The organism is Hoeflea sp. 108 (genome assembly GCF_000372965.1).
Classification (GTDB): domain Bacteria; phylum Pseudomonadota; class Alphaproteobacteria; order Rhizobiales; family Rhizobiaceae; genus Aminobacter.
Genome location: NZ_KB890027.1, coordinates 90,784 through 101,792, shown reverse-complemented (window position 1 = coordinate 101,792; position 11,009 = coordinate 90,784). Strand labels below are relative to the sequence as shown.

13 protein-coding genes are annotated in these 11,009 nt (G+C 63.8%); 2 read left to right on the top strand and 11 right to left on the bottom strand.

What is annotated here, in order from left to right; translation table 11 throughout:
• Positions 1-591, top strand: a 591-nt coding sequence (locus B015_RS32035) for a DUF1173 family protein (protein WP_018431458.1), incomplete at its 5' end; no start/stop codon positions are given.
• Between the two features lie 462 nt (positions 592-1,053).
• On the top strand, positions 1,054-1,338 hold the full coding sequence (locus B015_RS0129990) for a WGR domain-containing protein (protein ID WP_018431457.1): 285 nt from the start codon (positions 1,054-1,056) through the stop codon (positions 1,336-1,338).
• A 46-nt stretch (positions 1,339-1,384) separates the two neighbouring features.
• Here B015_RS0129990 and B015_RS33715 read toward each other — a convergent pair whose 3' ends face one another.
• The 11 genes from B015_RS33715 to B015_RS0129935 all read right to left on the bottom strand — a co-directional run bounded on the left by B015_RS33715 (position 1,385) and on the right by B015_RS0129935 (position 10,915).
• Entirely contained in the window at positions 1,385-1,549 is a 165-nt protein-coding gene (locus B015_RS33715) for a hypothetical protein (RefSeq protein ID WP_198292933.1), read from the bottom strand.
• Between the two features lie 301 nt (positions 1,550-1,850).
• The gene (locus B015_RS0129980) at positions 1,851-2,159 is read right to left on the bottom strand and encodes a DUF736 domain-containing protein (protein ID WP_018431455.1); all 309 of its coding nucleotides are present in this window, start codon (positions 2,157-2,159) and stop codon (positions 1,851-1,853) included.
• Between the two features lie 678 nt (positions 2,160-2,837).
• Positions 2,838-3,242: a type II toxin-antitoxin system VapC family toxin gene (locus tag B015_RS0129975; RefSeq protein WP_018431454.1), complete on the bottom strand. Its 405-nt coding sequence runs from the start codon at positions 3,240-3,242 to the stop codon at positions 2,838-2,840.
• The gene (locus B015_RS34210) at positions 3,242-3,487 is read right to left on the bottom strand and encodes a PSK operon transcription factor (protein ID WP_026227915.1); all 246 of its coding nucleotides are present in this window, start codon (positions 3,485-3,487) and stop codon (positions 3,242-3,244) included. The genes B015_RS0129975 and B015_RS34210 overlap by 1 nt, the downstream gene beginning before the upstream one ends.
• Before the next feature lie 646 nt (positions 3,488-4,133).
• The gene (locus B015_RS0129965) at positions 4,134-5,075 is read right to left on the bottom strand and encodes a hypothetical protein (protein WP_011578771.1); all 942 of its coding nucleotides are present in this window, start codon (positions 5,073-5,075) and stop codon (positions 4,134-4,136) included.
• Entirely contained in the window at positions 5,075-6,001 is a 927-nt protein-coding gene (locus tag B015_RS0129960) for an ArdC family protein (protein ID WP_018431452.1), read from the bottom strand. Before B015_RS0129960 ends, B015_RS0129965 begins: the two co-directional genes overlap by 1 nt.
• Positions 6,002-6,335: 334 nt before the next feature.
• Complete coding sequence (locus tag B015_RS0129955) at positions 6,336-6,923, bottom strand: hypothetical protein (protein ID WP_026227914.1); 588 nt, start codon at positions 6,921-6,923, stop codon at positions 6,336-6,338.
• Between the two features lie 482 nt (positions 6,924-7,405).
• Complete coding sequence (locus B015_RS0129950; protein WP_011578768.1) at positions 7,406-7,729, bottom strand: hypothetical protein; 324 nt, start codon at positions 7,727-7,729, stop codon at positions 7,406-7,408.
• A complete protein-coding gene (locus B015_RS0129945; RefSeq protein WP_018431451.1) occupies positions 7,729-8,613 on the bottom strand; it encodes a hypothetical protein in 885 nt (294 codons plus the stop codon). Before B015_RS0129945 ends, B015_RS0129950 begins: the two co-directional genes overlap by 1 nt.
• A complete protein-coding gene (locus tag B015_RS0129940) occupies positions 8,610-9,086 on the bottom strand; it encodes a hypothetical protein (RefSeq protein ID WP_011578766.1) in 477 nt (158 codons plus the stop codon). The genes B015_RS0129945 and B015_RS0129940 overlap by 4 nt, the downstream gene beginning before the upstream one ends.
• 89 nt (positions 9,087-9,175) lie before the next feature.
• The gene (locus B015_RS0129935; protein WP_011578765.1) at positions 9,176-10,915 is read right to left on the bottom strand and encodes a ParB N-terminal domain-containing protein; all 1,740 of its coding nucleotides are present in this window, start codon (positions 10,913-10,915) and stop codon (positions 9,176-9,178) included.
• Positions 10,916-11,009 lie beyond the last annotated feature (94 nt).

Sequence of the window (11,009 nt, the reverse complement as noted above, 5' to 3'; positions counted from 1 at the left end):
CGCCAGGAGTTTCTGAGCAGAGCGGTCCAGTCGCAGGGCAATCGCCGTTCGCTCGCGATCCTGATCGGAGAGGTGAAGGAGATACAGCCAGCCCGGTCTGGCTCACGATTGATCATCAAACACGCCCCGCGCTATCCGTTCATGCTGGCCGAGGACGTCGACCGTCGCATGAATAAGGTCTTTGCTCGCGAACTGGCGCTTTGGGATGCGAGCCCGGACTCGCATCTCATCGCCGCGGCCACATTCGGCGTCGGGGTTTCCGGTATTGCCGTGATCGAGGCGATCGCGCTGATGTTGGTCAGCGAACGGTGGATCCCATTCGAAAGCCAATACGAAGGCATGCTGCTCGAGGCGCTCGCGGAGCGCGGTGTCATATTCGCGAAGGGGCTGCGTTACAATTTGCCGCCGACACAACCGATGGCGAGCGTCGTGCTGAGCCGTGACGGGGGCGAACCCATCGCAATGTACATCGTTCCCGATGACGCGGATGGCGAGTATCGCGGGACCCTCGAACTGCTTGTCTCCGAGAGCGAAATGCCTTCGTGGATTTGGGAGATTGCCGACGGGCCTATGCCTGATATTCCCCTATGAAAGGAGGGGGCGGTTCATCGTCCAGGGGATCTCAAAGCCGCGTGCGCTTGCCGAGCGCAGCCGGCCCTGCTCCGCTCCCGCTGTCCCGGCGGCAATCAGGTTCTCACGGCAGCGCCGCACCGCGAGAGGATCGCCGCCCCCATGGGGCGAAACCGCGAAGCGGGTTCGATGAGCGCAGCGAGCAAAGCCGTGCCCGTAGGGCCTCGCCCAGCATCTTTCTGCGAGCAGCCTTGCGTCCGTCAACCGGAAAGGCACCTCTCCCACTTTCTTGATACACCCCGATATGGGCGTACCGCGCGCATCGCCACGAGGCGAGCCGTCGATCGAGGAAGAGCTTACTGAGCCATGGCGTAGATCACGACAGAACGCTTGGGCTGATCCATCACCAGAATGAATCGGCAACTAGCAACCGATTCATAGAAGTCGTTGGACCTTGAAATGGTAAAGCGCGATTCTGTCCCTATGATCGCGCAACCCTACCAGCTCTACGTCGAGCGGATGGATCCCGCCAAGAACATGGCCCGGTTTTACGCCATGTCGATCGAGGTGACGCTGTTCGGAGACGTCTGCCTGACCCGTAGATGGGGGCGCATCGGCGCGCGCGGGCAGGTCATGCAACATCATTTCAACAAAGAGGAAGAGGCAGTGCAGCTCTTCCTGGAATTGCTGCGTAGCAAACGCACGCGTGGTTACGGCCCGCAAACGGGCGGCCGGCCGCATGATCGCCGGGCTCGGCGAACCTCATAGGCCGGTCGATCCGGCCTATGAGATTAGGTATCAGGGCGAAAGCCTCCTAGAAAGGAGGCTCGGCGCTCATCAGCGCCTCCTGCTCGGTCCAGATGGCTTCGCGCTCGGCAAGCGCGAGCTCCAAAGCGGCTTCGGTTTCGCGGCGCTCGTCGCGGTAGACAGCGTTCCGCAGCTCGGCGCGCAGTTCCTCGATGTGTTGATCGATCGACATGTTCATCTCCTTGATGTTGGTGAAAGACGACACCGCCGGTCATGGTGGGCCGGAGGGGTCAAGGAGCGCGGCACGCGACCGGCGGAGCCGGCGAGTGGGGGAGCCGAAATGCGTCAGCATTTTGGGGGTACCACGAAGTCCTTGGGGCCTTCGGAACGCCGTGACACCCTCGGACGATCTGTGCAGACCTCCCCCCAACCGGATGGCAGCAAAAAAGTCGGGCCAGGCTCGATGCCTGGTTCCGGCTTCTCCATAGCTGAGAGGAACCCCGCCTGTGCGGCGGGGTCCTCTGTCGGGGCGATCAGTCCCGGTTGGGGCGGGACCAGATCAGCTGCAGGCCTTCCTCGCCTTCCACCTCGATCAGGGTGGCGTAGATCGGAGCGGGGAAGCTCGGGTCGTCCAGCTTGACCGAGAGGTAGTCGCGACCTTCAGCGGAGACCTTCTGCCAGGCGGCGCCGAGTTCGACATTGCCGGAGAAGATGCGGAAGTGCGGTCCCTTGTCGGAGGGGTTGTCGATGCGGACCAGCTTGGCCTTGACGTTGAGGTTGAGGGTCTTGATCGAGCCGCTGAAGCCGTTGCCCGTGGAAGCGAAGGTGCCGATGGTAGCCATGTGTCTCATTCCTTTGTTGCTCGGGCCGCGCCCATCGCGACCTCGATGACGGTCGGTGGACCGGAGGCGATCGACTGGCACCTGAAAGGCTGGAACGAAGTGGAAGGCGGCCGGGAGCGACTTTCTTGGTCCGCGAGGAATGGCGGCGCAGCCGTCAGGGGAAGAAAGTCGCGAAGGCCGTTGCCGGGACAAGATCGAGAGACCGCTCGCGGGATCCTCCTTCGGTCAGACCAGTCACATCGAGAACGCAGATGGGCGTGGCCTTGTGGAAACCGGAATGAAGATCGGCATTTCCGTCGACGGCGTCATACCCAAGAGCCCGCGACTTTTCGGTCGAGAGCCCATCGCGGCCGCAGTCAGGCCACGCAGCGCCTCAGATCCAAAGGCGGGACCGCAGCCACATTGTCTCGCACCGGCTTCGACACGGTGACGCACTGGGAGATCACCGAGAGAAGCGCCCGACACGACGCGTCAGGCTGACCCACGGATTGAAACGACGCTGCGTCTATGGTGCGCGATAGGGAGAAGCGACCGGCAATCTGCCTATCCGGCTCTCGTTTCAAGCTGAATGGCTAACCGCTAGGGGCGACCGTACAGGCGGGGTCCCGATCGCGGACCGACAAACTACAGCCGGCTAAGGCGCGCCGCCTCCTGGCCTCGGGACCGAGGTGGCATTCGTTACGGAACGGTGGCAACGTCGGTTTGGCGAAACTCGTCGGCCGTGGCCAAAATGGGCACCGCGAAATATTTCGCACAGGCGTAATGCAGGCAATCGCCGAGATTGAGGCCATGGCGGCCGGAGCGATACCGGTGAGCCGCCGACAGTGCCAGCCTGGTGGTCTCGGCTGCAGGCGGCAGATCCCGGACCTCGATCCCGCGCTCGTCGAGGAACTCGGCAACGATCGGCTCCACCTCCGATACCGAAAGACCAAACTTGTCGGGACGCGCAAGACCGAGCACCGCCTCAAGCACGGCGACCGGCGAGGTGAAGGCATTCTTCCCGGAAGCGATGGCATCGGAGACGCGGCCCGCTTCCGGTTCATCGGACAGCACGGCGATGATCGCGCACGCGTCGACGAACATCACTCCGATTCCCACATCTTGTCGAAAGCTTCGCGCGGGAGCGGCTTCTTCGCCGCCTTGCGCAGCGACACGCCATGCTTTTCACGAAGCCGTGCAGCCGTCTGAAGCGGGCTCTCGGCATCACGCCGGCGCTCGATCGCCTCCTTCATCGCGATGACGATCGCATCGGTGATGCTGACGCCGGCCATATGGGCGAACCTGCGCGTCAGCGCATCAGCCTCCGGGTTATTGACATTGATTGGCATGGGGCCTCCATGTAGATAGTTCTTGCCAGTAATGTAGATATTCTCGTCTACATTGACAAGATCGCCGATCTGGAAGGGAACAGCCGCGACGCCATCCTCGGCGTTGAAGGTAATCGGTCCGCTCTTTCGCTCCGTCGGCGTCGTCGCCAGACCGACGGCCCGGCTCCGCCTGATTTGCGGATCGTCGCACCAGCCCCAGATGACCTTTCTTCGGCCCCGGCGTCCGGACCGGGAGTCGGTCCCGCTCCGCGATCGACCGAGTGTAACCCACCCGTCGAACCGAAAGAGATTGCCGCTGTGGAGGGCGGCATCCTGATAGCTGACCGCCCAGCGGCAGCCGCGTGCGACAGCAATTGCCGGGAAGGCGAAGGATCGCCAGAGGCGCAGCGCCACGCGGCAGAGATCCGGTTTTGCTGCGCACAGGCGCGAAAGCTCGACTGCATCGTGCCGCGTCAAGCCGGCGACACGCTCACGTATGAGCGTGTCGGTCGCGACGACGGCAAGCAGCCGGCCCTCGTGGCGCAGGCCGTAGGACCAGCCGCGCGTCGGGCGGTGGATCTCGCCCATCCTGTGACCCTATAGAACGAGATGGGCGTTAAGCTCCTCGCGTGTGATGGGCCCGAACGTTACGGGGGCAAAGCCGGCCTCATACACCGCACATGCCCTCGCACTCATTCGGCCAGAGATCGAGCTGCCCGCGGTCAGCGGCGGTCGATAGATCGACGTCCTCGAGCGGCACGCAGGATCGATGCAGGTATACCTCGCCGCGAATGCCCCTGAGTCCTGTCCGCAGCGCCCGGTCGACCTCGACGGCGTCCTGCCATGCAACGGCATCCTGTTCGCGCATCGATCGCCATACGGCGTTGCTGTGAAACGGGCAGCCGATGCACGCGCTTTTCGGAGGATCGGGATAGTCGTGCCGACGCAGCCAGGCGAGGCAATCCCGCCTGCTCAAGCGCTTTTCGATCAGCGGGAAGCGCTTGACCTGCCACGCCTCGAAACTCGGCTTTGCCCGAACAATCTCGTCCGTCGAGATGCCTATCCAGCATTCGACGACCGGAAACGAGGGAGAGCGCTTGCGCGTCAGGCCCGCCAGCTCACGCACCTTCCGACGGATTGGAACAATCTTATAGTCCGTAGTGCACTGGCGACGGATCATGCCGATCGAGACGGTCTCCGTCGTCGTCTGGCGCGTGGCGACTTCGATGAGCTCGCCCTCGTCGTCCTCGTCAAAAACCGGGACCACCGCGCCTGCCGGCGTGACGGTCCTGGCGAAGGCGGGGATCGAGGCCCAGCGGTTGCCCTGCCCGGCCGCGATCAGCTGCTCGCGAATATTGCCGTCCGAGACAATATGGACCGGGAACGGCAAGACGTTCGGCGACATCAGCCATGCGAGATGATCGTAGACGGCCTGAGGCTCCCAGCCGGTATCAGCGAAAATAGCGCAGTCGGGCATGGGGCCGATCTCGCCATGGGCCGCCATCAGAGCGAGTGTGGTGGATTGCACGCCAGCGCCAAGCGATAGCGCGCGCAAGCGGAGCGGGGAAGGCTCAGCGCCCTCCCCCATGATGTTCGGAGAATGCAGCATCACGCCGCCTCCGCGACCTGCGTCGCACCCGGCTGGAGATCGTGCAGATAGTTGACGGCGCGCTGGGCATGCGCCGCCGCGGCGAAAATGAAGCGCTTCTCGTTCTTGAGAATTTCAAGCCAGCTGGCCAGATAGCTCGCGTGATCGGGCCTCGGTTCCAGTTCAGGGACGATGCCGAGATCGGCCGCCAGGAAACAACCGCCCAGATCCGCGACCAATTCTTCGTGCGCCCTGAAGGAGCGATGCTTGTGGTAGCGGGAGAGATTGCGATCAAGCCGCTTTTCCGATCCAACCCAATGGGTCAGCTCATGCCCTAACGTCGCATAGTAACTCGGGGCATCGCGAAAGCTCTCGAAGGGCGGCATCTGCACGATGTCGAGCGCCGGATTGAAGAATGCCTTGTCTCCGCCGTGGCGGATGATAGCGCCGGTATTGGTGAAGAAGGCATCGGCATGCTCGATGCGCTCGACCGGATCGGCCACCGGCGCGGGATTGCCGTAATACTGCGCCGGCAGGTCATCGATCTGATCGGCGCAGAACACGGTATAGGCCTTGAGGAAGGGAATGCCGCGTTCGACTTCCTCGCCTTTCACATCAGTTTCTGTGCGGGTGAAGCGGCTGGCGTAGACGACCATCGAGCCGGTCTCGCCCTTGCGGACATGACCGCCGAGTTCAACGCTCTGCTTGAACGTCATCCAGGTGGGCGAGACAAAGCCTCTCGCCACTGCTTCCGACCAGAGAAGCATCGTATTGATGCCCTGATACGGCAGCCCATTGTGGCGCAGCGGCCGCGTGATGCGACCTGTCGTATTGGCCGCACTCCAGGGCTTGACCCACGGGCGCACACCCTTTTCCAGATCCGCGACGATGCGGTCGGTGATCTTCGCATAGATATCGACCCGGGGTTTGCAATCTTTCCTGCTCATTTTCCAAAACCTCCATTCAAGGCCGCGCCAGTCGCGGCCGTCACGAGGTCCGCAGGCGCAGGACCGCAGGTTCGCGAACCCGCTCGAGAGCAATCGGAAAAAGGATAGATGTCGGTTGCGGGCCGCAACGTCAGTGAAGGACGGCGCAGCCGTTTCGCGGGCCGAGGACCGAAGCAGGACCAACATTCGTGACGGCCGCGACTGGCGCGGCCTGCAGGATCGTTTTCATTTGTCGGGTTTCCTTGGCGACGCACATGCGAAAAGGCCGGTGTCCGCAAGGACACCAGCCTCGATGGGAAGATGAGGGCGGAGCCGAAGCTCCGCCCGGGATTGGCTAGCCGAGCGCCGCCATCTGGAGGTCGGCCGCCTGCCGGCTGACGGTCTGGCCGGGATTTTCGACCTGACGCTCGTAGGGCTTCCAGGTCTCGCCGACGATATGCTCGTAAGCGGCGACGGCACCCTCGGCGGCCATGCGCAGGGCGTGGGACTGAAGCCCCATGTCGGCCGCGAATTCGCGCTTGCGCTGGGCGTTGCTGTCGAAACCGACCGGTCCGTCCAGATCCTCGTCGCGGATGTCGTTGGCGAGCTTGGCCGTGGCGTCTTTCGCCTCGGTGACGGCCTTGGAGTAGAACTGACCTGCCCCGTAGGCGGAGCCGACATAGGAGCCGACGATCCGCTGCAGGTGAATCTGCATCGCCTTGTCGGAAAGCCCCTCGGAGAGGGTATCGGCGCCTTCGATCAGGCTGCGCTGGTGGAAGTCGCGGATGCCGTCGCTGTCGAGGACCGGAAGGCCGAAACTTTCGGAGATGAGCGCGGCCTGGTTGCCGTCAGGGCAGCAAAGCCGGACCATTTCGAGGGTCGTGCCCTTGCGGAGCGGGACGATGCGGGCCTTGGACTTGGGGGAGCGGGTTGAACTGGACATTGAGCTTACCTTTCTAGCGATGCCCTTCAGGTGATCCGGCCCTCGGCCGGTCTTTCCTGCGGGTGCGGTCGAAAGGAACCAGCGGAAGCTGGACGCTTCAGGGTCCGGACCCTGCCAGGCGAGCGAGGCCGGCTTGCGGACAAGCCGGGGCCAGTTCTTCACTGGTCCCTGCGCGGGACGCGGGCCGGCCTTGCCGAGATCGGCGGGGTTCCGGCCGCTCCGCGGCGCGATAGCGGCCTTGAAGGGGCCAGCCGCTGGTTCAGACCGCAACAAACCCGCCGGGAAGAGCGGCGAGGGATGGTCTGTGACACCGGCATGCAGACCGGTAAGCGCCCGGTCGACCCGCACCGCCATGGTGTTTCATGGCCAGCCGCGCTGCCGAAGGTCATCCACGATTTGCCGGGAGCGATCTGGTCACCATGGTTGTAACCAGCATCATCGCCACGAATGAATGTCGTACCGCGGCGAGAACGACATCCGCGTCACGCACACAGTTCTTCCGGGTCGAGCTGCGCCCGCAATGCCGTGATAGTGCTTTCCTGGCGTGCCAGTTTACGGGTCAAGGCGTCGATTTCCGGCTGACGTTCCGCCGTGATCGCAGCCAGATTGGCACGATACCGTTCGAGGAATGCGCCAGGGTCTGGTGACTTCCCGCGCCGATACGTGGTCTGGCGCGGATGCAGTTGCGGGATCAGCGCTGCCATGCGCCGCGTGATCTGCCGGTCGATCATGTCCAGCTGACGCTGGATTTGCCGGCGAGCTTCCTCCATGCGAAAGAGCCGCGCTCGGCGACCTCGCGCGACCATTACGCTGGTCTCCCCTGCCAGCCGACAAAGCTCGAAGGCCCGCCATAGACGGCGTGTCGCTCCGGATCGATGATGAAGCCGAAGCGGCCGACACGATATTCAACCGAAGGAACGAGGAACCGGCGTTCCTCGCTACCCGGCCCGCGTTTACCGCCGGGGGTGGCGATTACTTCGGTGAAGCCGGGTTGGTGGTCGCAGATGATCGCCCAGATGACGATCCAGTCGTCGCGGTGCTGCGCGAAGAATGCACGTTCGTCCTTCGTCCAGGATTCACCCGCACCAAGCACATTGCCGGTGATCGCCTCCCACGCATCCGGGAAGCTGTCCTTCATCGTCTTTTCCGCAGCCCGGCGCTCGAAAGCGGTGAACAAATGCGGAAAGCTGAAGGCGACGATCGCCCAGGCCTCATCCTCCTCATAGGCCCCGCCGGCGACGCGGATCGACGGATGAACCTTGCGGTTGCGGTCGGGCGAAAGAAGGAAGCCGCCATGGCCAGCCGTCGAGTGGAAGACAATGCCGTCAGCATACACGGTCGCCCCCTGTGACGGACCCCATGGTGTACTCGCCGTGGATCGCTCCTCGCGTCGGCCGAGGGCGATCTTCTCGCGCTGGTGTTCGGCGTTTTCCAGAACCTTTGTCCGGAAGGCGTTCTCATCGGCAAGGTCGCCGCCATGACCGTAGAAGTCGCTCCGCGTCCAGTCGGCCATGGGCCGCCGGATACGCCACCCGATTACAAGGAAATGGCGCCCGTCTCGGGCGGGGGCCATGGCGAAGGCGTGCTCGTCGACGAGTGCAACGGGCAGGCCATCTGCACTTTTGCCAAAAGAAACCCACGGAAAACCGGGGGCTTCGATGACATCGGTTTCGAAAGCAGGTGCGCTCATGCCGCTGCCCTCCCCTCGACACTGTCCGCCGCTTCCGTATCGGCCGTGATTTCCTGCAGCACGGCATTTGGATAACCGTGGCGGGTCAGCCATTCCGCGGCGGCGGTGCGATCGGCGGCAAGATGGACAAGCTCGGCATCGTCGCCGGCCCGATCGAGGACGAGAACCGAGCCGATCGCGGGCCGTTCCTTGACCGCGAACTTGAGGTCGCTGTTCACCGAAAACGTCCGGTGGACGCGCAGGACAATCGTCCCCTGGCTGCCATAGTCCCCCTCGTGGAGGGTGATGGAGGCAGGGATCGTAATGTTGCCGACACGTACTCCGGCCTGTTTGCGGATCAGGCGACCGCCCGAGTTGCGGGTCTCCCAGGCGGCAAGCTTCTTGCGGTGGCGTTCCGGCGGGCGCGGGGAGCGGTCGGAATATGTCAGGGTCGAGCCCAGGGGCACGAGGTCGTAGATCAACTGAGCGGACATGGTTTCTCCGTGGTGTTGAGTGGAAAACAGAACCGCCGCCGGTGATGCACCGGCGGCGGGATGGTCGTTCGGAAGAGAGGGTGTGACGCTTACTCGGCGGCCACCTTGTAGGCCTCGCGCTGCTCGTCGGTGAGGTCCTGGTCGGCCGCAGCCTGATCTTCATCGACATAGTCATGCGCCGGCTCGACGACCGCATCGCCGTCGAGCTCGTCCTCGCCTTCCGGCGTGCCGTCATCTTCAGGCTGCTCGACGCGCTCGTTTTTCTTCAGCCACGACGCGAGCTTGGTCTGGTCGGGACCGAACAGCGCCGACGGATGGACGAAGCGACCTTCCTTGAAGTGCTCGACCAGGGCCGCGCGGGTGTCCTTGATCTTCTGCCGGGGAAGAACCGACGTGTCGGCGCACGACGCCTCCAGCGCCGGTCGCGACAGGCAGGAGAGGAACTCCTCCGTGCCCATGTTCGGCAGGAAGCCGTCGGCGCCGATCACATCGCCAGCAACGCGGGAAACGATGCCACTGTCCGAACGGTTTTCCCTGCACGACAAGACGTCGATCAGCAGCGAGCGCACGGCAACCCGAAGCGTTTCCATGTCGAAGTCGAGCTTGCCCTCCTCGTCGAACAGGCGCGCGGCATGTTCGCCAAGGCCGGCCGCCCCGTAGTAGGAGATGTCGCGCGTGCCGGACGCCACCGTCACGTTCTGTCCCGCGAACGCCAGGACCAACAACGCCATCAACGTGTCGTCCTCGATCGGAGCCCGCGACAGCGCTTCATGCAGAGCATCGGTGCGCAGATCACCGATCATTTCGATGCCCTTGCGGGTGACATCGGGGCGGGTCTTCACGACGATCGCAGTATCGTCACCCTCGCCCGCCGGCTGTTCGCCCTTCTTCGGCTTCTTCGCCTCCGCCATGCGGAAGTGCACCGTCTGAACCTTCCCCTCGCGGTCTAGGTACAGGGCCGTATGGTCGGACTTGCCCGGCTTGCCATAGACGCGCTCCGCCTTCTTCGGCAGTTCCGGCTGGCCCCAGTTGTTGGTCTCGGTGATGACCCCCTTCTTGGGCAGGTTCTGCGTCATCCACTCCTGCTGCGCGCCCAGGAATGCCTCGACGTCGGTCGTGTAGCGGCTGTCCTGATCGGCCGGTGCAAACAGGTCCTCGACCCAGGCAATGCCGTAGGCCTGGGCGAGATCCTCGCCGAAGCTCGCATCGCGGGCATACATGCGGGTCTTCTGTAGGCCTTGCGCGACACTCCACCAGGAGACCTGCGGGTCGGCCTTCGAGGGCTTATGCTTCTTCCAGACCTCCTTCTGGTCGTCGAGCGAGGCCGACGCGATGGTGCGCAGCTGGCTCTCATTGGGCATGTCGCCTTTGGCCATCTGGTCGAGCATCGCCGGTAGGACATTGGCGAGCAGACGCAGCTTGCGGATCTGGCGAACCGGCAAGGCCAAGGCGACAGCGATCGCTTCCTCGGTCCAGCCGAGCGCGACCAGGCGCTCGATCGCCCGCCACTGATCGACGGGATTGAGCTGCTCATGCGCCAGCGTTTCTGCGAGCGAGCGCATTGCGCCGCCATCCTCGGCACGCTCGATCACCAGCACGGCGATCTCTTCAAGGCCTGCGGCGATGGCCTGCTTGACGCGGCGATGGCCGGCATCGATGACGAAGCCGTTGCCACCATCGGATTCCGGTGCAACGACAGGCGGCTGCACGATACCGACGGCGCGGATCGTCGCCAGCAGCAATGCGTCAGCCTGCGGACTGGACTTGGAACGACGCGCCTTGTCGGGGTTTCCCTTCAGCGCGCGCGGATCGACAAACTTCAGTTCCATGGAAATGCTCCTCACGGGGTTGCCGGACACAGCCAATCGCTGCGTCCTTCTTCGTCTTCTTCCCGAAGACACCCCCTGGCCCGCGGAGCGGACG

Coding starts and splice junctions, on each gene's coding strand:
- B015_RS0129990 (WP_018431457.1), top strand. CDS start 1,054: ATGATCGCGCAACCCTACCAGCTCTACGTCGAGCGGATGGATCCCGCC.
- B015_RS33715 (WP_198292933.1), bottom strand. CDS start 1,549: ATGTCGATCGATCAACACATCGAGGAACTGCGCGCCGAGCTGCGGAAC.
- B015_RS0129980 (WP_018431455.1), bottom strand. CDS start 2,159: ATGGCTACCATCGGCACCTTCGCTTCCACGGGCAACGGCTTCAGCGGC.
- B015_RS0129975 (WP_018431454.1), bottom strand. CDS start 3,242: ATGTTCGTCGACGCGTGCGCGATCATCGCCGTGCTGTCCGATGAACCG.
- B015_RS34210 (WP_026227915.1), bottom strand. CDS start 3,487: ATGCCAATCAATGTCAATAACCCGGAGGCTGATGCGCTGACGCGCAGG.
- B015_RS0129965 (WP_011578771.1), bottom strand. CDS start 5,075: ATGCTGCATTCTCCGAACATCATGGGGGAGGGCGCTGAGCCTTCCCCG.
- B015_RS0129960 (WP_018431452.1), bottom strand. CDS start 6,001: ATGAGCAGGAAAGATTGCAAACCCCGGGTCGATATCTATGCGAAGATC.
- B015_RS0129955 (WP_026227914.1), bottom strand. CDS start 6,923: ATGTCCAGTTCAACCCGCTCCCCCAAGTCCAAGGCCCGCATCGTCCCG.
- B015_RS0129950 (WP_011578768.1), bottom strand. CDS start 7,729: ATGGTCGCGCGAGGTCGCCGAGCGCGGCTCTTTCGCATGGAGGAAGCT.
- B015_RS0129945 (WP_018431451.1), bottom strand. CDS start 8,613: ATGAGCGCACCTGCTTTCGAAACCGATGTCATCGAAGCCCCCGGTTTT.
- B015_RS0129940 (WP_011578766.1), bottom strand. CDS start 9,086: ATGTCCGCTCAGTTGATCTACGACCTCGTGCCCCTGGGCTCGACCCTG.
- B015_RS0129935 (WP_011578765.1), bottom strand. CDS start 10,915: ATGGAACTGAAGTTTGTCGATCCGCGCGCGCTGAAGGGAAACCCCGAC.